General features: G+C 59.5%; 19 protein-coding genes and 1 tRNA gene. 3 read left to right on the top strand and 17 right to left on the bottom strand.

Annotated features, from left to right (window positions below; all coding sequences use genetic code 11):
- Positions 1-99: 99 nt before the first annotated feature.
- Positions 100-927 (top strand): proteasome-type protease, encoded by an 828-nt coding sequence (locus tag PHF15_RS02630; protein WP_300118751.1) that lies wholly within the window; start codon positions 100-102, stop codon positions 925-927.
- A gap of 61 nt (positions 928-988) precedes the next feature.
- Positions 989-1,819 carry an alpha/beta hydrolase gene (locus tag PHF15_RS02625; RefSeq protein WP_300118749.1) on the top strand — a complete coding sequence of 277 codons (831 nt, stop codon included), beginning with the start codon at positions 989-991 and terminating at the stop codon, positions 1,817-1,819.
- A 7-nt stretch (positions 1,820-1,826) separates the two neighbouring features.
- Here the strand turns inward: PHF15_RS02625 and PHF15_RS02620 are convergent, their stop codons facing one another.
- Genes PHF15_RS02620 through PHF15_RS02610 form a run of 3 tightly spaced genes read right to left on the bottom strand, consistent with a single transcriptional unit; the run spans position 1,827 to position 4,348 of the window.
- Entirely contained in the window at positions 1,827-2,660 is an 834-nt protein-coding gene (locus PHF15_RS02620; protein WP_300118747.1) for an undecaprenyl-diphosphate phosphatase, read from the bottom strand.
- A gap of 48 nt (positions 2,661-2,708) precedes the next feature.
- Positions 2,709-3,329 carry an isochorismatase family protein gene (locus PHF15_RS02615; protein ID WP_300118744.1) on the bottom strand — a complete coding sequence of 207 codons (621 nt, stop codon included), beginning with the start codon at positions 3,327-3,329 and terminating at the stop codon, positions 2,709-2,711.
- A 38-nt stretch (positions 3,330-3,367) separates the two neighbouring features.
- Complete coding sequence (locus PHF15_RS02610) at positions 3,368-4,348, bottom strand: MDR family oxidoreductase (RefSeq protein WP_300118742.1); 981 nt, start codon at positions 4,346-4,348, stop codon at positions 3,368-3,370.
- A 90-nt stretch (positions 4,349-4,438) separates the two neighbouring features.
- On the opposite strand from PHF15_RS02610, the gene PHF15_RS02605 reads away from it, so the two are divergent.
- Positions 4,439-5,008, top strand: coding sequence for a C40 family peptidase (locus PHF15_RS02605; protein WP_300118741.1), 570 nt, complete (start codon positions 4,439-4,441; stop codon positions 5,006-5,008).
- A gap of 24 nt (positions 5,009-5,032) precedes the next feature.
- Here the strand turns inward: PHF15_RS02605 and PHF15_RS02600 are convergent, their stop codons facing one another.
- From PHF15_RS02600 to PHF15_RS02535, 14 genes are all read right to left on the bottom strand, one after another.
- On the bottom strand, positions 5,033-5,347 hold the full coding sequence (locus PHF15_RS02600) for a hypothetical protein (protein ID WP_300118739.1): 315 nt from the start codon (positions 5,345-5,347) through the stop codon (positions 5,033-5,035).
- 43 nt (positions 5,348-5,390) lie between these two features.
- On the bottom strand, positions 5,391-7,550 hold the full coding sequence (dinG, locus tag PHF15_RS02595) for an ATP-dependent DNA helicase DinG (protein WP_300118737.1): 2,160 nt from the start codon (positions 7,548-7,550) through the stop codon (positions 5,391-5,393).
- A 98-nt stretch (positions 7,551-7,648) separates the two neighbouring features.
- Positions 7,649-7,725, bottom strand: a tRNA-Pro gene (locus tag PHF15_RS02590).
- A 48-nt stretch (positions 7,726-7,773) separates the two neighbouring features.
- A complete protein-coding gene (locus PHF15_RS02585) occupies positions 7,774-8,223 on the bottom strand; it encodes a MerR family transcriptional regulator (RefSeq protein ID WP_300118735.1) in 450 nt (149 codons plus the stop codon).
- 92 nt (positions 8,224-8,315) lie between these two features.
- A complete protein-coding gene (locus PHF15_RS02580; protein WP_300118733.1) occupies positions 8,316-8,654 on the bottom strand; it encodes an integration host factor subunit alpha in 339 nt (112 codons plus the stop codon).
- 38 nt (positions 8,655-8,692) lie between these two features.
- On the bottom strand, positions 8,693-11,128 hold the full coding sequence (gene pheT, locus PHF15_RS02575) for a phenylalanine--tRNA ligase subunit beta (protein WP_300118731.1): 2,436 nt from the start codon (positions 11,126-11,128) through the stop codon (positions 8,693-8,695).
- A 40-nt stretch (positions 11,129-11,168) separates the two neighbouring features.
- The gene (gene pheS, locus PHF15_RS02570) at positions 11,169-12,242 is read right to left on the bottom strand and encodes a phenylalanine--tRNA ligase subunit alpha (RefSeq protein WP_300118729.1); all 1,074 of its coding nucleotides are present in this window, start codon (positions 12,240-12,242) and stop codon (positions 11,169-11,171) included.
- A 109-nt stretch (positions 12,243-12,351) separates the two neighbouring features.
- Entirely contained in the window at positions 12,352-12,711 is a 360-nt protein-coding gene (gene rplT / locus PHF15_RS02565; RefSeq protein ID WP_300118727.1) for a 50S ribosomal protein L20, read from the bottom strand.
- 25 nt (positions 12,712-12,736) lie between these two features.
- Positions 12,737-12,940, bottom strand: a complete 204-nt coding sequence (rpmI, locus tag PHF15_RS02560) for a 50S ribosomal protein L35 (RefSeq protein ID WP_300118725.1) — start codon at positions 12,938-12,940, stop codon at positions 12,737-12,739.
- 115 nt (positions 12,941-13,055) lie between these two features.
- Positions 13,056-13,649 carry a translation initiation factor IF-3 gene (gene infC, locus PHF15_RS02555; RefSeq protein ID WP_300119081.1) on the bottom strand — a complete coding sequence of 198 codons (594 nt, stop codon included), beginning with the start codon at positions 13,647-13,649 and terminating at the stop codon, positions 13,056-13,058.
- Positions 13,650-13,728: 79 nt separating this feature from the next.
- Positions 13,729-15,642: a threonine--tRNA ligase gene (gene thrS, locus PHF15_RS02550; protein ID WP_300118723.1), complete on the bottom strand. Its 1,914-nt coding sequence runs from the start codon at positions 15,640-15,642 to the stop codon at positions 13,729-13,731.
- A gap of 143 nt (positions 15,643-15,785) precedes the next feature.
- Positions 15,786-17,105, bottom strand: a complete 1,320-nt coding sequence (aceA, locus tag PHF15_RS02545; protein WP_300118721.1) for an isocitrate lyase — start codon at positions 17,103-17,105, stop codon at positions 15,786-15,788.
- Between the two features lie 259 nt (positions 17,106-17,364).
- Positions 17,365-18,705 carry a type III glutamate--ammonia ligase gene (glnT, locus tag PHF15_RS02540; protein WP_300118719.1) on the bottom strand — a complete coding sequence of 447 codons (1,341 nt, stop codon included), beginning with the start codon at positions 18,703-18,705 and terminating at the stop codon, positions 17,365-17,367.
- 29 nt (positions 18,706-18,734) lie between these two features.
- The gene (locus tag PHF15_RS02535) at positions 18,735-20,204 is read right to left on the bottom strand and encodes an aldehyde dehydrogenase (protein WP_300118717.1); all 1,470 of its coding nucleotides are present in this window, start codon (positions 20,202-20,204) and stop codon (positions 18,735-18,737) included.
- Between the last annotated feature and the right edge of the window lie 41 nt (positions 20,205-20,245).

The following is a 20,245-nucleotide window of genomic DNA, read 5'->3' as shown; positions in this document are numbered from 1 at the left end:
ATCCGAAGTCGATGACCGGACGCGCCGACGGGAACGACCGGTGCCGGATGATGTCATGAACGGATTAAACTCGGAAGGTATATTTCAACTCGTTTCTACATGACTTATTGCGTCGCCATCAAACTCAACGCCGGACTGGTTTTTTTGTCCGATTCCCGCACCAACGCTGGTCTGGACCAAATCAGCACCTTTCGCAAAATGATCGTTTACGAAAAGCCTGACGACCGCTTCATGGTGCTGCTGTCGGCCGGCAACTTGAGCATTTCGCAGTCGGTGCGCGAGATCTTGCAGGTCGAAAAACTCAAGGACACCGAAGACGGCGAGCCCATCACCATCTGGAACGCCAAGAGCATGTTCGACGCCGCGCGCGTGCTGGGGGCGACCATTCGCCATGTGTACGAGCGCGACGCCGCCGCGCTCAAGCAGGCGGGGGTTGACTTCAATGTGTCGCTCATTTTTGGCGGTCAGATCAAGGGCGAGGGCATGCGCTTGTTCCAGGTCTATTCAGCCGGCAACTTCATTGAAGCCACGCCCGAAACGCCCTACTTTCAGGTGGGCGAGTCCAAATACGGCAAACCGGTGCTGGACCGTGTCATCACCCCCTCCACTCCGTTGGATGAGGCGGCCAAGTGCGCGCTGGTGTCGATGGACTCCACCCTCAAATCCAACCTGTCGGTGGGTCTGCCGCTGGACATGGTGGTCTATGAAGTCAACCGGTTCCAAACCGACAAGGTGGTCTGCATCGACGAGCACAACCCCTACTTCAAGATGATGCATAACAGTTGGGGTGCCAAGCTGCGCGAGGTTTTTGACAGCATCGAAGACCCCATGTGGAACGGCGAGCAAACCGCCGTGCCGCTGATGCAAGCCACCAGTCGCAACCAGGCACTGAAGAAGATCAGCTCGCCGCAAGAAAAATTAATCTGATACCTTTGCGGCACAGACCAACTTTTGCGGAGCAATTTTGCTCTGTGCTCCACTGATCAGGATGCGCCCCTCAACGCCCCTCATTTTTTCCCACGCCAACAGCTTCGGTGCAGCCACTTACGGCGTGCTGTTCCAGGCCTTGAAGGCGCGTGGCATCCAGGTTTCGGCCATTGACAAATATGGCCACGACCCGCGTTATCCGGTCAGCAACAACTGGCCAAATCTGGTGCAACAACTGATCGACTTTGTACGGTTGCAGGCAGATCAGGCCGGTGCCCCGGTTTTTTTGGCCGGTCACTCCCTGGGTGGATTCCTGAGCCTGATGGCAGGCAGCCAGGCGCCCCGGCTGGTGCGTGGCGTGCTGCTGCTCGACTCGCCCCTGGTGGGTGGCTGGCGGGCGCAAGCGCTGGGCCTGGCCAAGCGCACCCAATTGGTGGGGTCGGTGTCGCCGGGCAAGTTCAGCCGCAAGCGCCGCCAGCATTGGCCCAGCTTTGACGCCGCCCTGGCGCATTTCAAGAGCAAGAAAGCCTTTGCCAAATGGCATCCGCAAGTGCTGGAAGATTACATTGCCCACGGCACCCATGATGAGGTCGTCAACGGGCAAATCCAGCGCGTGTTGAGCTTTGATCGCGAGATTGAAACCGCCATTTACAACACCTTGCCCAGCAACCTGGAAGCGCTGATCAGGCAGCACCCGATCAAGTGCCCTGTGGCCTTCATTGGCGGCACGCGCTCAAGCGAAATCAGCCAGGTAGGACTGGACCTGACGCGGCGCGTCACGCAGGGCCGCCTTATGATGATCGACGGCAGCCACCTGTTTCCGATGGAAAAGCCGCTGGTGACGGCGGCGGCCATCGAGGCGGCTCTGCTCAATCTGCAGGGCTTGAGCTGACAAATCGTTATGCCGACCAGTTCACCGTGCCGCTCCAGGCGGTGGCCAGCACCACCAGGCCGAAAACGATGCGGTAATAGGCAAAGCCAACAAAACTGTGCGTCGAAATGAAGCGCAGCAGCCAGCGGATGCACAACCAGGCACTCAGGAAGGACATCACCAGCCCGACACTGAACATTGGCGCGTCAGCCATGGACAACAAGGCGCGCTCCTTGACCAGGCTGTAGGCGCCGGCGCCAATGAGCGTGGGAATGGCCAGGTAAAACGAAAAATCGGTGGCAGCCTTTCGGCTCAGGCCGAACAACATGCCGCCAATGATGGTGGCGCCGCTGCGGCTCATGCCCGGAATCATGGCGGTGCACTGTGCCATGCCCACCTTGAGCGCGTCCAGCGCGGTCATGGATTCCACGTCATGAATGCGCGTGGCCGCCGGCTTGCCTTGCTGCCGCCGTTCGGCCCAGAGGATGATGAAACCGCCAATGATGAACATGCTGGCGACCACCACCGGCGTGAACAGATGCGCCTTGATGGCCTTGCCGTAGAGCAGGCCCAGAACCACCGCCGGAACGAAGGCGATCAGCACATTGAGGGCAAATCGCTGTGCCTGCTTCTCGGATGGCAGGGCCAGCATGGTGTCGCGTATTTTTTGCCAATAGACCAGGATCACGGCAAAAATGGCGCCGGTCTGGATGGCAATGTCGAACACCTTGGCTTTTTCGTCATCAAAACCCAGCAAAGCACCCGCCAGTATCAGATGGCCGGTACTCGAAATCGGCAAAAACTCGGTCAAGCCCTCCACCACGCCCATGATGGCGGCTTTGATCAGCAACACAATGTCCACAACAACTCCTTGAATGACCGGCGATTATGGCCGCCGGCCAGCCGACATTCAGGCGCGACGATGGCCTTGCTTGAGCAAGGCCAGCACCGGCTTGAACTGGGGATGCTCGGCACTGCGCAACCACTCGAAGGCCACCATCTCGGTGGTCACCAGGTCGGCGCCCGCACCGGCCAGGCGGTCGAAGGCCGCATCGCGCAGCCGTTCGGTGGACGAACTGCAGGCATCAGTGACCACCCAGACATCGAAACCGTCTTCGAGCAGATGCAAAGAAGTCTGCAGCAGGCACACATGCGCTTCGCAACCCGCAATCACAATGCTGTTGCGCGCAACGGGTGTGCTGGACGGCTTTTGCAGGTGCTTTGGCAGGCTGCGCGCATTGCCCGCAGGCGCTTTGACCGGGGGCCGCAGCCATTCGCCCAGACCTTCTTCGACTGCGCTGAATTGCATCTTGGCCAGGGTGCGCTGGCACAGGGCGCGCAGTTCGGGCGGGTTTTCGCCGAGCCTGGACGGATTTTCTTCGGTGCCCCACACCGGCACCTGCATCAATTTGGCCACTTGCGCCAGCAGCACGGCGTTGGCCAGCACCAGCGGCGCCTCGAAAATGGCGGGCATCAGGCGGGTCTGGTAATCAACCAGCACCAGTTGGGAGAGTTCAGCGTCGAGCAGCATAACGGGCTTTCAAAAATGAATCACAAGGTAAGCCTTCATTAGACCGCAACCTTCACCACCACCCTGCCCCGCACCTTGCCATCCATCAATTTTTGCGCACTGGCAATGGCGGCTTCCAGCGGTACCTCTTGCACCATGGTTTCCAGCAAGGCGGTATCGAGGTCGCGTGCCAGGCGCTCCCAGGCACGCCGGCGTTTGGCCAGCGGTGCCATCACCGAATCAACGCCCGCCAGCGTGACGCCGCGCAAGATGAACGGCATCACCGTGGTCGACAAGTCCATGCCTTGCGCCAGGCCGCAGGCCGCCACCACGCCGCCGTAGCGTGTTTGCGCCAGCGCATTCGCCAGCGTGTGCGAGCCCACTGCATCGACCACGCCCGCCCAACGCTCTTTTTGAAACGGCTTGCCGGGTGCCGACAGGGTGGCCCGGTCAATGATGCTGCCGGCGCCCAAGGACTTCAGGTAAGCCTCTTCGCTGGACTTGCCCGTGGCAGCGACTACGTTGAAGCCCAGCCTGGCCAGCAGTGCAATCGCCACACTACCAACGCCGCCAGTGGCGCCCGTCACCAGCACCTCACCCGCATCGGGCTTCACGCCATGGTCTTCCAGCGCCAACACGCACAGCATGGCGGTGTAGCCTGCCGTGCCGATCGCCATGGCCTGGCGGGGCGTGAAGGCGCTGGGCAGTTTGACCAGCCAGTCACCCTTGAGCCGGGCCTTTTCGGCCAGGCAACCCCAGTGCGTCTCGCCCACACCCCAACCGTTGTGCACAAAGGCGTCGCCCGCCCGCCAGTCGGGATGGCTCGATGCCAGCACCGTGCCGGCACCGTCGATGCCGGCCACCATCGGCCATTGGCGCACCACCGGGCTCTTGTTGGTGATGGCCAGGCCGTCCTTGAAATTGAGGGTGGACCAAGACACCGCCACCGTCACGTCGCCCTGCGGCAGGCGCGACTCATCCACCTGCGTCACACTGGCCTTGAAGCCGTCTGTGTTTTCCAACAACAATGCCTTGAACATATAAAATCCTTAAAAATAATTATGAATCAATGGGTTAAGAGAGGTTTCTCGAAACAGTTGCAGGTTGATAAAAGTGTGTAAACTACGCCGATGCGCATCGCCACCCTCCTGTCATCCCTGCTGCTTGCCACCAACGTGCACGCCACACCGGCAGAAGCGCCTGATGACCTGAGCCGTTTTCTGAATGATAAAGGCTTGTTGGCGCAAATGGACCAAGTGCGCCAGAAGGTGACCCACAAGGCCTCCGATCTGGTGTTGAATGCATTGGGGTTCTTGGGGGTACCTTACCTGCGCGGCGGCAATTCAGCAGAAACAGGTTTTGACTGCAGCGGCTTTGTCAAAGCCATGTATGAGCAAACCGTGGGCCTGATTCTGCCGCGCAAGGCCGAGCAGCAAGCCGCCGCCACCCAGCAGATCGACCGCTCCGAACTGCAACCCGGCGACCTGGTGTTCTTCAACACCCTGCGTCGCGCCTTCAGCCATGTGGGTATTTACATTGGCGAGGGTAAATTTATCCATTCCCCCAAACCCGGCGCGCAGGTTCGGGTGGAAAACATGGGCGGTTCGTACTGGAGCCGTCGCTTCGATGGCGCCCGGCGGGTCACCCTCACACAAGCCGGCAACGTGAGCGCAGCCCCCACCGAACCAGAATTGCGCTGATCCCAGGCGCTTGCCGCAGGGGTTTCAAGGGCGTTTTTCCTCGACGTCGGTCACATCGGTAATGTCTTTCACCTCGGCATCGATCACATCCACGGGAGCCTTGCCACGGCCGTCAGGCGCGCGCGCCTGATAAGCCCTTTGCCAGAGGTCGGTCCGATGCATCTTGAAGACCCAGGGTTGCACCGGTCGGCCAGTGAGTTTTGCCCACAAAGCGCGCAACAGCCAGAGCGCCAACAGCAGCCCGGCGGCAAACACCAAGCTGGCCATGAAAACCAACGCGGCCAGCAGCAAGCCGACTCGCGCGCCCCAGCTTGTGACCTGTCTAAAGAAATTATTCACCCTTTACATCCTTGAACGCAACACACAGGCTGTCATCTTCGCATCAAAACGCCGAAACAGCCCCGGCAACACGCCTTGAAACCGCATAAGGCGGCAGGCCTTGCAACATGCGCCTGCCGTAAGCCATGCTCAGTAGCCGCTTGTCATAACAAACCACCCGCGCCTGATCGGTCTCGGAGCGAATCGCACGCCCGGTCCACTGCAACAGCTTGATGCCGGTGGCCGGCACCACCAGTTCCGAGAACGGGTCACGCCCGGCCCGCTTGAGCCATTCGGCGCGCGCTTCGTCCACCGGGTCTGATGGCGACCCGAACGGCAGCTTGGCGATGAACACCGTTTCACACAGCTGGCCCGGCAAATCCAGCCCCTCGCCGAACGACTGCAGGCCAAAAATCACCGAGGCAAAGCCCGACTCCACCCGCGCCTGATGGATGCCCAACAAGCGAGCGCGCGCCATCTGCCCCTGCACCAGCACACGTTCCTGCAAGGATGGGTCGAGCGCACTCACGGCCGCCTGCATCTGCACACGCGAGGTAAACAGCACCAGGGCACCGTGCGGCACCTCGCGCAGGTCAAGTAGCAGGGCGGCCACCATCTGCGTGGTGTAAAGATCCACCTGCTTCGGGTCGGCGGCGGTGTCGGCCACGATCAACTGGCCCTGCGTGCGGTAGTCAAACGGACTCTCTACCGCCAGTGTACTCACCTGCGGCGAATCGGCCAGCCCGGTTTCCCCCAGAAAAAAATCGAAACTGCCGCAGGTGGTGAGCGACGCCGACGTCACCACGGCGCCGCGCACTTGGCTCCACAAGTGGCGCCGCAGCAAATCACCGGGCACGATCGGACAGGCGTGCGCGCTCAAGGAAACGAGCCCAGAGCCAGTGTCGGACTTGAGCCATTTGGCGAGCGGCGTTTCATCGCTGTTGAGCCACTGCACGCTGGTGGCCACCACGCTGTTGAGCTTGGGCGCCATCTGGCCCAGCCTGGCGTATTGCACCGAGCAGTGCGCCGCTTGCGAAGGGTCTTCCTTGGCGCGTAATTTAAGTTCGGCGCCCAAGGCTTCCAGCGCGTCGGACAGCGCTGCGGCCTGGTCGTGAATCTGCTTGAACGGCTCCAGCATGGCATCGGGCACAACGCCGTCCTTGAAGCGATACACCGTGTCGTAGCCGCTTGATGCGCCGCGCACCAGTTCCATCGCCAGCCGGCCTGCCTCCAGCAGCGCAGTCTTGAGCTGCTGCGCCAGCGTGGTGACATCCTGAGCCAGCGTCAAACCCATTTTGTCGGCCACCTCGGCGAGGATTTTTGGCAGCTTGTCGAGCCAGCGCAAGCCGCTCAGGTCCATGGCGCTGGAAAACTGGTCGAGCGCCACGGCTGGCAAATGATGGCCTTCGTCGAACACCACCAGGCAGTTGTCCAGATCGGGCAGCGCCTTCATGCCCAGCGAGGCCAGCACCAGATCGTGGTTGGCCACAATCACCTGCGCCTGCGCCAATTGCATGCGGGCCTGGTAATAACTGCAGCTTGAGAAACGCGGGCAATGGCGCGCCGTGCAGGTGTGGCGCTCGGCGGCCACCGTGGACCAGTCACGCGGCTCGGGTTGCTCGGCCAGACTGTCTCGGTCGCCGTTCCACTTACCCGAGGCCAGCGCTGACGCCAGCGTTTCATACAGGACGATGCGTCGCTCCATGGGGTCTTGCCAGACCGCTCCCCGGTTGGACTGGAAAGTGCCGGGGGACTGCGGAGGATTGGCTTCGTCGTCACCTTCAAACAGTTCGGCCGCGTCTTCCCCGACATGACCCACCAGGCGCTCCAGCTTGAGCTTGCAGACATAGCGCCCACGGCCTTTGGCCAGGGCATAGACAAAAGGGGTGTCGAGCACGGCCGCCAATGCCGGCAGGTCTTTGGTCATCAGCTGCTCTTGCAGCGCCACGGTGGCGGTGGACACCACCACCCGCGTTTTGCGCGCCAGGGCCAGCGCCACGGTGGTGGACAAATAAGCGGCAGACTTGCCAACGCCAGTACCCGCCTGGATCACGGCCACAAAGCTGTGCGGCTCGGGCTGGTCGCCCAGGCTCACGTCGTGCAGGCTGCTGGCAATGCGTTGCGCCATTTCGCGCTGCCCGGCGCGCGCGCGAAAACCCGGTGTGGCAGCCACCACCTGGTCGAACGCCGCCATGGCTGCTGCGGCCAGATCAGGCTCGCTCAATCAAGGCACCTGCAAAAGCAAATTGAACATGACAGCATGAGCCACCCCGGAAAGTAAAAAAGCTTGAAAAGCGATCTGCTTTTCAAGCTCTTAAATTGTGGTCGGTGTGAAAGGATTCGAACCTTCGACCCCTTGCACCCCATGCAAGTGCGCTACCAGGCTGCGCCACACACCGAAGCGTTGAATTATAACCACGGACAGCGTTGATTTCGGGCTCGTCGCATTAGAAATCCAGTGCCAGAAGGCCCCTGATTTCGTTGAGCTCGTGACGCACCAGGCGCCAGGAATCAAGCTGTGCTAACTTGTCCTGCAATGCCTCTGCCTCAGGGCATGCCTTCACCAGTCCATCGCCTTCTGGCAAGCCTGCGGCCGAGTCCAACAAGCCGTTATCGTGGTCATGGTTGCCGGTGCCGGTCTGCAGCAATTCCTGCATTTTGTTGCGCGCGCCACTGATGGTAAAGCCCTGGTCGTAGAGCAAGTCACGAATGCGCCGGATCATCAGCACTTCGTGGTGCTGGTAATAACGGCGATTGCCGCGCCGTTTCATGGGCCTGAGTTGGGTAAATTCCTGCTCCCAATAACGCAGCACATGCGGTTTGACGCCACACAGTTCGCCAACCTCACCAATGGTGAAGTAGCGTTTGGCTGGAATCAGGGGGAGCGAATTCTCCATTTGAATCAACAATCTAAGCTGGAAACATGCGAGCGTACTCTAACTGAGCCCACACTGTAAAGACAGCTTACCCGCATAAGACTTGCCGGCGGTCAAACCGCAGGGGAGTTTACCGAGGCACCAGCCTGAATTTGCTCCTTGAGTTTCTGGCTGGCGTGAAAAGTGACCACTCGACGCGCGGCAATGGGAATGGCCTCACCGGTGCGCGGATTGCGCCCGGGGCGCGGTGACTTGGTGCGTATCTGGAAGTTGCCAAAGCCGGTGATCTTGACATCATCGCCCTCGACCAGACTGCGTGAAATCAGGTCAAAAAAAGCGTCCACCATGTCTTTGGACTCGCGCTTGTTCAGGCCGATCTGCTCAAACAGCAGCTCTGAGAGTTGCGCCTTGGTGAGGGCCGGTGTTTCCAGGGATTCAACCGTAATGTCCATCGATGACTCGCTCTGTGGCTAGGGGGTTGGCAACTGATTCAAGCGCGCTGTCGCGCACCTAATTTTTCACTGAGGGTGGCAAGCACTGCGGACACCGCAACTTCGATTTGCTGCTCGGACAGCGTAGCATCTTGCGCATTCAGCGTCAAACGGATCGCCATGCTTTTCTCGGGCTGCACGCTTTGCTCAGCCGCAGAGGCTGCTGGTTTGGGCCGGTAAATGTCAAACAGCACCGCATCTTGCAGCACACCACCACATTGAGCGGACCAGATGGCTTGCATCAGGGCGTCGTGCGTGACCGATTCGGCGACCAGCACCGCAATGTCGCGCTCCACGGCCTGGAAGCGGGGCACCGATGCGAAATGCGGCACCTGGCGCGCCAACACCTCGTCAAGGTCAACTTCGAACATGACCGGCGCTTGCACCAGGTCATACGACTGGCGCCACTTGGGGTGCAATTCGCCGACAAAGCCCACCGCCTGGCCGTCGCACAGCACGCGAGCGCAGCGCCCGGGGTGCATGGCCGGGTGCTGAGCCGGCTCGAAGGTCAGCTGGGTCGGCGCAAACAGGGCTTCCAGGTCACCCTTGACGTCAAAGAAATCAACAGCGCGTTCTTTACAACCCCACTCGGGCTCATCCACCGCGCCCATGGCCATTCCAGCCACGCGCATGGGCTGGTCAAAGCCTTCAACGGTGGTGTCGGTGCTCGTCACCGAGGCGTCGCGCAGAAACACGCGACCCAGCTCAAAAACACGCACGCGCTGTGCTTTTCGGTCCTGGTTGAACTTGAGCACCTGTAGCAGCGAGGCCAGCAGGCTGGAGCGCATCACGCTCATCTGGCTGGCAATCGGGTTGAGTAATTTGATCGGGTTGGGGTTGCCCGCCAGTTCATGCTCCCAGCGCTCTTCGACAAAACTGAAATTGATGGTCTCCTGGTAGCCCAGGCCGGCCAACGCGCGGCGCACGGCAAATGGACTGCGTTGATTCTCGGGTCGAATCTTGGCTGTGATCGGTGCCTGCGGCGGCGTTTGCGGCAAGTTATGGAAGCCGATCATGCGGGCGACCTCCTCGATCAGGTCTTCCTCGATTTGCAGGTCGAAGCGGTAGGAAGGCGCGGTGACTTCGATCATGCCGTCGCTCTCGGTCAGCGGCAGGCCCAGGCCGGTGAGCGCTTTCACGCATTGCACCTGCGTCAGCGGCATGCCCAGCACCTTGGTTGCACGGGCCACACGCAAGGACACTTTGACGGGTTGTGGCATGGCAACCTGTTGGTCATCCATTGGGCCACATACGGTGTCGGGCGTACCGCAAATGTCAATGACCAACCGGGTGATGCGCTCGATGTGTTCCACCGTCAATTCAGGATCGACACCGCGCTCGAAGCGGTGACCTGCGTCGGTGGAAAAATTGAAGCGGCGGGAACGTCCGGCAATGGCCTTGGGCCACCAGAAAGCGGCTTCGACAAAGATGTTGCGGGTGTCATCCGACACGGCGGTGGCATCACCGCCCATGATGCCGGCCAGGGATTCGACCTGGACCGCATCGGCAATCACGCCCACTTGCGCATCGACCGTGACGGTGTTGCCGTTGAGCAGCTTGAGCTGTTCGCCCGGCTGGCCCCAGCGCACGTCCAGACCGCCATGGATTTTGTCGAGGTCAAAAATGTGCGAGGGCCGACCCAGTTCGAACATCACATAGTTGGAGATGTCCACCAGAGCAGTCACGCTGCGCTGGCCGCAGCGCGCCAGGCGGTCCACCATCCAGGCGGGCGTGGCGGCTTTGGGGTTGACGCCGCGAATGATGCGACCGGAAAACCGCCCGCACAAATCGGGTGCGCTGACCTTGACCGGCAGCACGTCATGGATAGCACAGCTGGCCTTGGGAAAACCCGGCGTTTTCAGGGGCGTACCCGTGAGCGCGGACACTTCACGCGCCACGCCATAGACGCTCAGGCAATGCGCCAGATTGGGCGTGAGCTTGAGCGTGAACAGGGTGTCGTCGAGCAGTAAATGCGTTCGGATGTCTTGCCCCACTTCTGCCTCGGCGGCCAGTTCCAGCAGGCCCCCGTGGTCTTGGGAAAGCTTGAGTTCGCGGGCCGAGCACAGCATGCCAAAACTCTCCACGCCGCGCAATTTGCCGACCTTGATCAGGAACGGCTGGCCGTCGTCACCGGGCGGCAATTCAGCGCCCACCAGCGCACAGGGCACCTTGATGCCAGCACGGGCATTTGGCGCGCCGCAGACGATGGTGAGCCGCTCGGCCTGGCCCACATCCACCTGGCAAACGCGCAGGCGGTCGGCATTGGGGTGCTGCACCGCATCCTTGATTTCACCGACCACGATGCGGGTGAACGGCGGCGCCACGGGCCTGAGCTCTTCGACCTCCAGACCAGCCATGGTCAGGGCTTCGGCCAGCTCGTCCGTGCTTAACGGGGGATTACAAAATTCACGCAACCAGGATTCGGGAAATTGCATAGTCAATCAATCAAATATACCAATAGGACTTGGAGGCTGCTTAGCGGAACTGCGACAGAAAACGGATATCGCCATCGAAAAACAGCCGCAGGTCGTTGACGCCATAGCGCAGCATGGTGAGCCGGTCCGGCCCCATGCCGAAAGCAAAGCCGATGTAGCGCTCGGGGTCGAGTCCCATGTTGCGGATCACGTTGGGATGCACCTGGCCCGAGCCCGCGACCTCGAGCCAGCGGCCGGCCAGCGGACCGCTGGGGAACTGGATGTCGATTTCGGCGCTGGGCTCAGTGAACGGGAAAAAGCTGGGCCGGAAGCGCAGCACCAGTTCAGGGTTTTCAAAAAAGGTGCGGCAGAAATCGGTGAAGACGTACTTGAGGTCCTTGAAGCTGATGGCCTCGCCCACCCACAGACCTTCGCACTGGTGGAACATGGGCGAATGGGTGGCGTCGCTGTCAACCCGGTAAGTGCGCCCGGGCGCAATGACACGGATCTCGGGCATGTCGCCGCTGTAGAGCTTGCCGTCATTGGGGCTGCCATGGGCCAGGCGGTGTTTCTTGACGTGCTGCACCGCGTGCCGGATCTGCATCGGGCTGGTATGGGTGCGCAATAAATTGGGCGCCTGGTCGCTGCCGCCTTCAACATAGAAGGTGTCGTGCATGGATCGCGCCGGGTGATCTTCGGGGGTGTTGAGCGCGGTGAAGTTGAACCAGTCGGACTCGATCTCGGGGCCTTGTGCCACCTCAAAACCCATGGAGCCAAAAATGGCTTCGATGCGTTCCAGTGTGAGCGACACCGGGTGCAGACCACCTGCGCCGCGCTGGCGGCCCGGCAGGGTCACGTCCAGCGCTTCGGCTTGCAGCTGCGCCTGCAGTTCGCGCTCCGCCAGCGCCTGGCGACGCGCGTTGAGCGCGGCTTCGATGGCTTGTTTGGCGTGGTTGATGGCGGCACCCTGCAACTTTTTCTCTTCGATCGACAAGCTGGCCAAGCCTTTCATCAGCTCGGTGATGCGGCCTGATTTACCCAGAAAAATCGCCTTGCTGTTTTCAAGGTCAGCAGGGGTATGGGCCAGCTCAAAAGCGGCACGGGCTTGTTCAACAACAGCGGTCAAGTCGTTCATAAATACTCTAGAAAGCGCAAATCCAAGGAAAAAGGGCTAGTGCCTTTTCAAGCTCTAGCCCTCATCTGTTCTTGCAATATGCTATAACTTAAATAGCAATTACTGCAACTCAAGCTGCCAGTTTGGCCTTGACTTGTTCCACGATACCAGCAAATGCGGCCATGTCATGGATCGCAATATCAGACAGAACCTTGCGGTCGATCTCGATACCGGCTTTCTTCAGACCGTTGGCAAATTGGCTGTAGGTCATGCCACACTGACGGGCAGCGGCATTGATACGGGCAATCCACAACTGACGGAAGACACGTTTTTTGGTACGGCGGTCACGGTAGGCATATTGCCCAGCCTTCATCACCGCTTCTTTAGCGATGCGGAAGACATTACCACGACGACCACGGAAACCTTTTGCAAGGGCCAGAACTTTTTTGTGGCGGGCGCGAGCCGTTACACCACGTTTGACGCGAGGCATGTGAGTACTCCTTGTTCGTCGTTAATTAAAGGCCACGGCATGGCAGCATCTGTGCCATGCGACCCATTTCGGTCTCACGAACAGTCAACGTACCACGATGATGGCGCTTGACCTTGGTGGACTTCTTGGTCAGGATGTGACGCTTGAAGGCTTGACCGCGTTTAACGGTACCACCTGGACGAACGCGGAAACGCTTTTTAGCGCCGCTCTTGGTCTTCATTTTGGGCATTTTCATGCTCCTTTTTACATTGTGCTCGTGAGGCGTCTGCAAACACTTTGCAGCCTTGATGGCCCCGAGCCACTTTTAAAGTGGCAAACACCTTGCGGGTGCTTGCCCCAATTCTTTACGCGCTGGCAGTGACCTCGGTCACAACCGGTTTGGCCGTCGCAACCTTCTTGCGACCGGGCGCGATCATCATGATCATCTGGCGTCCTTCGAGCTTGGGAAACTGCTCGACCAAAATCAAATCGCCCAGCTCATCACGAATGCGATTGAGCAAGGCCATACCCAAATCCTGGTGCGTGATCTCGCGACCACGGAAGCGCAAGGTAATCTTGCACTTGTCACCCTCGGCCAAAAAGCGCCGGACGTTGCGCATCTTGATGTTGTAGTCGCCTTCATCGGTACCGGGTCGGAACTTGATCTCCTTGATTTCGATCACGGTCTGCTTGGCTTTGGCTTCGGCAGCTTTTTTCTGTTCCTGGTATTTGAACTTACCGTAATCCATCAAACGACAAACTGGCGGATTGGCGGTTGCGGCAATCTCTACCAAATCAACGTCCAACTCGCCCGCCATACGCAGTGCGTCATTGATGTTGACAACACCCAGGGGTTCGTTTTCCACACCAGAAAGGCGAACCTCTGGCACCATGATTTCCCGATTCAATCGGTGTTTGCGTTCTTCGCGGTGACGGCGATCACGAAATTCGGTAGCGATGACTTAATCCTTCACAAAAACTGCCACATGCATCGTGGCCAAAACTGGGCAGCAAAACCCCATGAACAATTTCTAGAAATCAAATGATTGATTTATGCGCAACGTCAGCCGTCATTTTTTGAACAAACTCGGCCACCGACATCACGCCAAGGTCTTGTCCGCCTCGGGCTCGCACTGCAACAGCACCGGAGGCCATCTCTTTGTCGCCAATCACGATCAGATAAGGCACCTTCTGCATTGAATGCTCCCGTATTTTATACGTGATTTTTTCATTGCGAAGATCCGCCTCTACCCTAAAGCCTTGATTTTGCAGCGTTTTGACGACATCACGGGCATATTCGGCCTGCGCGTCGGTGATATTGAGCACCTTGACCTGCACCGGCGCGAGCCAGGTTGGCAGGGCACCGGCGGTTTCTTCGATCAAAATCCCGATAAAACGCTCCAGGCTGCCGACGATGGCACGGTGCAGCATGACCGGGCGATGACGCGCGCTGTCTTCGCCCACGTAATCGGCATCTAGCCGCTCGGGCATGGAGAAATCGACCTGGATGGTGCCGCACTGCCAGTGTCGGCCGATGGCGTCTTTCAGGGTGTACTCGACCTTGGGACCATAAAAAGCGCCCTCGCCGGGCGAGAGTTCAAACTCGCACCCGGAGGCGCGCAGGCTCTCGATGAGCGCATGCTCGGCCTTGTCCCAGATTTCATCCGAGCCAATACGCTGCTCGGGGCGGGTGGCGATTTTGTAGATGATGTTCTTGAAGCCAAAGTCCAGGTACACCTTTTGCAGCAACGTGGTGTAGGCCACGCATTCCGACAGGATTTGGTCTTCGGTGCAAAAAATGTGGCCGTCGTCCTGGGTAAAGCCGCGCACCCGCATGATGCCGTGCAGGCCGCCAGTGGCTTCATTGCGATGGCATTGGCCGAACTCACCGTAACGCAGCGGCAGGTCGCGGTAGCTTTTCAAGCCCTGCTTGAAAATCAGGATGTGACCCGGGCAGTTCATGGGCTTCAACGCGTAGTCACGCTTTTCGGACTCGGTGGTGAACATGTTGTCGCGGTACTTGTCCCAGTGGCCGGTTTTTTCCCACAGGCCCTTGTCGAGCAGTTGTGGCCCCTTGACCTCCTGGTAGCCGTTGTCCCGATAGACCTGGCGCATGTACTGCTCCACCGCCTGCCAGATCGCCCAGCCCTTGGGGTGCCAGAACACCATGCCGGGGGCGTGGTCGTCCACATGAAACAGGTCGAGTTCGCGCCCGAGCTTGCGGTGGTCGCGTTTTTCGGCTTCTTCGAGCATCGTCAAATGCTGCTGCAACTCGTCCTTGGTGGCCCAGGCGGTGCCGTAAATGCGCTGCAGCATTTCATTCTTGTGGTCGCCGCGCCAGTAGGCACCGGCCACCTTCATCAGCTTGAAGTGCCTGAGCTTGCCGGTGCTGGGCACGTGCGGGCCGCGGCACAGGTCTTCGAAAGCGCCTTCACGGTACAGGCTGACATCTTCGTTGGCGGGTATGCTGGCAATGATTTCTGCCTTGTAGTGCTCACCCAGGCCTTTGAAATAGGCCACCGCCTCGTCGCGCGGCAGCACCCGGCGCAGCACCGGCTCGTCCTTGGCAGCCAATGCCGCCATGCGCTTTTCGATGACCGCCAGGTCTTCCAGCGTGAACGGGCGCTCAAAGGCGAAGTCGTAGAAAAAACCGTTTTCAATGACCGGTCCAATCGTGACTTGCGCTGTTGGGAAAAGCTCCTTGACGGCATAGGCCAGCAAGTGCGCGGTGGAGTGGCGAATGACCTCCAGCCCCTCGGCGTCCTTGGCGGTGATGATGGCCAAGCTGCTGTCCTTGTCGATCACAAAGCTGGTATCGACCACCTTGCCATCGACCTTGCCCGCCAGTGCGGCTTTGGCCAGGCCGGCGCCAATGGATGCCGCAACGTCCGCCACCGTGACAGAGGAATCGTAGTCGCGTTGCGAACCATCGGGGAGCGTGATGTGAACCATGGGAATGAGCGTATAGGTAAGTAAAAAAACGCGGCAAGCGCCGCGTTTGTCCTGTTCATTTTAACCGCAGTCGTCGAAATCAAAAAAGGCTGGCCGCCCCAAATAAGGGAGCGCCAGCCCTTGACCTCCTCGGGTCGGGTTTTTTAGTGGAACTGCTCTTCTTCGGTGGAACCGGTCAGCGCCGTCACATTGGACTTGCCGCCCTGAATCGCGGTGGTCACGTCGTCAAAGTAACCCGTTCCCACTTCTTGCTGGTGCGAAACAAAAGTGTAGCCGCGGTCGCGGGCTGCGAATTCGGGCTCCTGGACTTTCTCGATGTAAGCCGTCATGCCGCGCTTGACGTAGTCTTGCGCCAGATCAAACATGCCGTACCACATGGAGTGGATGCCGGCCAAGGTGATGAACTGGTACTTGTAACCCATGGCGCCGAGCTCTTTCTGGAACTTGGCAATGGTGGCGTCGTCGAGGTTTTTCTTCCAGTTGAACGATGGCGAGCAGTTGTAGGCCAGCATTTTCCCGGGGTGCTTGGCGCGCACGGCTTCGGCAAACTCGCGGGCAAATTCGAGGTCGGGCTTGCCGGTTTCACACCACACCAGGTCAGCATAGTCGGCGTAAGCAATGGCACGACTGACCGCCTGATCCAAGCCATTGCGGGTTCTGTAGAAGCCTTCGGCCGTGCGTTCACCGGTCAGGAACGGCTTGTCATTTTCATCGTAGTCGCTGGTCAACAGGTCGGCCGCTTCGGCATCGGTGCGGGCAATCACCAGGGTGGGCACGCCGCAGATATCTGCAGCCATGCGCGCCGCGACCAGTTTTTGCACGCCTTCAGCGGTAGGCACCAACACTTTGCCCCCCATGTGGCCACATTTCTTGACCGATGCCAACTGGTCTTCCCAGTGCACGCCAGCCGCGCCAGCCTTGATCATGTTCTTCATCAGTTCGAAGGCGTTGAGCACGCCGCCAAAACCGGCTTCAGCGTCGGCCACGATGGGGGCAAACATGTCGATGTAGCCCTTGTCGCCTGCGTCGATGCCCTTGGAGTGCTGAATCTCGTCGGCGCGACGGAACGTGTTGTTGATGGTTTCGACCATTTTGGGAACGGAATTCACCGCGTACAACGACTGATCCGGGTACATGGAAGCTGACGAATTGTTGTCAGCTGCCACTTGCCAACCCGACAGGTAGATCGCCTTGACACCGGCCTTGACTTGCTGCATGGCTTGACCGCCGGTCAGGGCGCCCAGGCAATTCACATAGTCTTCGGTTTGCAGCATTTCCCACAGTTTTTCAGAGGTGCGACGCGCCAGCGTGTACTCGATGGGGAAAGAACCGCGCAGACGCACCACGTCCGCAGCGCTATAACCGCGCTTGATGCCCTTCCAGCGCGGGTTGGTGGCCCAGTCTTTTTCCAGGGCGGCAATCTGCTGTTCGCGGCTTAATTGTTCGGTGAGAGCTTGTGGCATGGAAACACTCCTAAGTTGATGAAAACGAGGGGCCATCTGCCGCGTGAAGCGGTTGATGTCTTGGGTTTATTCTATGTCTTATAGAAGACCAAAAAATTATCTTATGTCTTATAGAAGACTTTTATTTAATTGAATAAATTCAAACACTTGGCTTTATTATTTTAGGATACGAAACTTTATTTTGAAAATCGCCGCATCAATCAGCGTAAACCTGCGCATTTCATTGCACGATGCAAAATCAAATTTTTATATTATGGAACTAATAGAGGGCCGCGTAGTGTCGGAGTTCCCAGTCACTCACCGACTGGCTGAAGCTGCTCCATTCGTGCCGTTTTAGCGCCAAAAATTGCTGGCAAAAGTCCTCGCCCACCGCGTCCATCAGCACTGCATCCGATGCCAGGGCGTCAAGCGCTGCCCCGAGGTCGCGCGGCAGGCGCGCGGGCATAGCCTGGTTACGGGCGAACCGCTCATAAAGGTCTTCGTCACAGGGCGCTGGCGCAGTCATGCCGTTTTCAATCCCGTCGAGCCCGGCAGCCAGGGTGGCGGCGATGGCGGCATAGACGTTGCAGGACGGGTCGGGCAGGCGCCATTCAATGCGCCCGGCGACACTGCGCACCAGGCAGGTGCGGTTGTTGTCGCCATAGGCTTTCCACACTGGCGACCAAGTGGTGCCAGAGGCACTGTCGCTGCACGCCAGTCTTTTGTAACTGTTGACGGTGGGCGCGCACAGGGCACTCAAGGCATCGGCGTGCTGCAGCAGGCCGGCAACAAAACTGTAGGCCGTGGGGCTGAGTTGCAGGGCGTCGCTGTCATCCTGGAACACGGCTCGACCCTGCGCATCGGTCAGGCTCATGTGAAAGTGCAGGCCGCTGCCGGGCATGGTGGCAAAGGGTTTGGGCATGCAGCTGAAAACACAAGCATGCTTTTGCGCCACCGCATGCGCCGCCATTTTGAACAGCATGAAGCGATCGGCAGCGGCCAGCGCATCGTCAAAACGGTAGTTGATTTCATACTGGCCGCAGGCATCCTCATGGTCCATTTGTTGCAGCCTGAAGCCCAGTTGCGTCAAGGTCTGGCGCATGTCATCTAGAAACGCATGGTTGCGGTGGATGGCCTTGAGATCATAAGAAGGTTTGCTCAGGTTGTCCTGAGTGTCGGCGCCCTGCCAGTTGCCTTGCTCATCCTGCCGCAACAAGAAGAACTCGGGCTCGATGCCAATCCACAAGGTCCAGCCGCGCGCCTTGAGACGGACGAGTTGCCGCTTGAGCAACTGGCGCGAGCAACTGGCCAAGGCATCGCCACCCGCATAACCATCGCACACGGCATGGGCCACGCCGGGCAGCCACGGCAAGGCCCGCAACGACTCGATTTGTACCCGGCCATAGTATTCGCTGCGCGCACCAAAGCGCCCCAGGCCGGTACCCCAGATGCTTGGACCGGCAAAACCGGCACCGGTTTCCACCCATTCCTTCAAATCGTCAAGCGGCACCAGCTTGCCTTTGGCAACGCCGTGCAGATCGCAAAACTGGGTCAGGATGCTGTGGATACCTTGCGACGACAGGTCGTCAATCGCGGATTGAATGGGGTCGGTTTGGGGCATGGTGTGACTGGCTCAAAAATTCAATGGTTTCAGACCGGACTGTCGATACGGATCCAGGTGGTCTTGGTCTCTGTGTACTTGTCAAAGGCGTGCAGCGACTTGTCGCGCCCTACCCCGCTTTGCTTGTAGCCGCCAAACGGCACGGTGATGTCGTCCTCATCGTACTGGTTCACATGAACCGTGCCGGCACGCAGCGCGCGCGCCACGCCGTGCGCCTTGTTGATGTCACGCGTCCACACCGCCGCCTGCAGACCATAGACGCTCTGGTTGGCCTGGCGCACCACCTCAGCGGTGTCAGTGAACGACAGCACCGAGAGCACCGGGCCAAAAATCTCCTCGCGGGCGATGGTCATGTCAGGCGTGACACCGGCAAAGATGGTGGGTTGCACGTAACAGCCACCGCTATCCACCAGGGCCTGTTCGCCTCCCGCGAGCAGGGCCGCGCCCTCCTTTTTGCCAAGCTCGATGTAATGCAACACCGATTTCAATTGCGTCTGATCGACGATGGCGCCCATCACGGTGCCCGGTTCCAGCGGATTGGCCGGGGCGTAGCCGGGCACCAGCGCCAGGGCCTTTTCCAGAAACTGCTCGCGGATGCTGGCTTCGACAAACAGCCTGGAGGGTGCGTTGCAGCTTTCGCCCTGGTTGAAAAAAATGCTGCCGACCGCGGCCTGCACCGCACGGTCCAGGTCAGGGCAATCGGCAAAGACGATGTTGGGCGACTTTCCGCCGAGTTCGGTCCAGGCGCGCTTGAGGTTGCTTTGGCCGGCCATCACATGAATCTGTTTGCCCACGCGGGTCGAGCCGGTAAAGGCAATGCAATCGACGTCCATGTGCAGCGCCAGCGGCGAGCCGGCCTCAACGCCATAGCCCGGCACCACGTTGAACACGCCTGGCGGAATACCAGCTTCCAGCGCCAGTTCGGCCAGGCGCAGTGCCGTCAAGGGAGACTTTTCACTGGGCTTGAGCACCACGGAATTGCCGGCGGCCAGCGCCGGGGCAATCTTCCAGGCGGCCATGATCATGGGGTAGTTCCAGGGCACGATCACGCCCACCACGCCCATCGGCTCGCGCTGAATCAGCGCCAACGCGGTGCTGGCCGTGGGGGCAATTTCGTCATAGATTTTGTCCACCGCCTCGCCGTACCAGCGGATGCAATTGGCCGCACTATTGACATCAACGCCACGGGCGTACTGGATGGGTTTGCCCATATCGAGCGTTTCCATGCGCGCCAGTTCATCGGCATGGGCCAGCAGTTGGTCGGCAAACTTGATCATGATGCGCTTGCGCACCGCAGGTGCCAGGCCGCACCAGCGCCGATCTTCAAATGCCGCTCGCCCTGCCGCCACCGCGGCATCCACATCGGCGTGGCCGCAACGCGCCACGGTAGTGAGCAGGCGGCCATCGACCGGTGAAATGCAGTCGAAGGTTTGCCCGTCCTGCGCAGGCACGCGTGCGCCATTGATCAAGGCACGGCCGTCATAAATGTGTGTTGTCATGTCAAAACCTCAAAGAAAAGGTGCTTGCCGACTTGGGACAA

The sequence above is a fragment of the Rhodoferax sp. genome, assembly GCF_028689295.1.
Lineage (GTDB): Bacteria > Pseudomonadota > Gammaproteobacteria > Burkholderiales > Burkholderiaceae_C > Rhodoferax.
This window is presented reverse-complemented; position numbering and strand designations above follow the sequence as displayed.

What these genes read in the sequence shown, in the direction of transcription:
- pheS (WP_300118729.1), bottom strand. Translation starts at nt 12,242, where the DNA reads ATGAACGACTTGACCGCTGTTGTTGAACAAGCCCGTGCCGCTTTTGAG.
- thrS (WP_300118723.1), bottom strand. Translation starts at nt 15,642, where the DNA reads ATGGTTCACATCACGCTCCCCGATGGTTCGCAACGCGACTACGATTCC.
- aceA (WP_300118721.1), bottom strand. Translation starts at nt 17,105, where the DNA reads ATGCCACAAGCTCTCACCGAACAATTAAGCCGCGAACAGCAGATTGCC.
- PHF15_RS02615 (WP_300118744.1), bottom strand. Translation starts at nt 3,329, where the DNA reads ATGCTGCTCGACGCTGAACTCTCCCAACTGGTGCTGGTTGATTACCAG.
- PHF15_RS02610 (WP_300118742.1), bottom strand. Translation starts at nt 4,348, where the DNA reads ATGTTCAAGGCATTGTTGTTGGAAAACACAGACGGCTTCAAGGCCAGT.
- PHF15_RS02625 (WP_300118749.1), top strand. Translation starts at nt 989, where the DNA reads ATGCGCCCCTCAACGCCCCTCATTTTTTCCCACGCCAACAGCTTCGGT.
- PHF15_RS02605 (WP_300118741.1), top strand. Translation starts at nt 4,439, where the DNA reads ATGCGCATCGCCACCCTCCTGTCATCCCTGCTGCTTGCCACCAACGTG.
- PHF15_RS02535 (WP_300118717.1), bottom strand. Translation starts at nt 20,204, where the DNA reads ATGACAACACACATTTATGACGGCCGTGCCTTGATCAATGGCGCACGC.
- rplT (WP_300118727.1), bottom strand. Translation starts at nt 12,711, where the DNA reads ATGCCTCGCGTCAAACGTGGTGTAACGGCTCGCGCCCGCCACAAAAAA.
- PHF15_RS02585 (WP_300118735.1), bottom strand. Translation starts at nt 8,223, where the DNA reads ATGGAGAATTCGCTCCCCCTGATTCCAGCCAAACGCTACTTCACCATT.
- rpmI (WP_300118725.1), bottom strand. Translation starts at nt 12,940, where the DNA reads ATGCCCAAAATGAAGACCAAGAGCGGCGCTAAAAAGCGTTTCCGCGTT.
- PHF15_RS02630 (WP_300118751.1), top strand. Translation starts at nt 100, where the DNA reads ATGACTTATTGCGTCGCCATCAAACTCAACGCCGGACTGGTTTTTTTG.
- glnT (WP_300118719.1), bottom strand. Translation starts at nt 18,705, where the DNA reads ATGCCCCAAACCGACCCCATTCAATCCGCGATTGACGACCTGTCGTCG.
- PHF15_RS02580 (WP_300118733.1), bottom strand. Translation starts at nt 8,654, where the DNA reads ATGGACATTACGGTTGAATCCCTGGAAACACCGGCCCTCACCAAGGCG.
- pheT (WP_300118731.1), bottom strand. Translation starts at nt 11,128, where the DNA reads ATGCAATTTCCCGAATCCTGGTTGCGTGAATTTTGTAATCCCCCGTTA.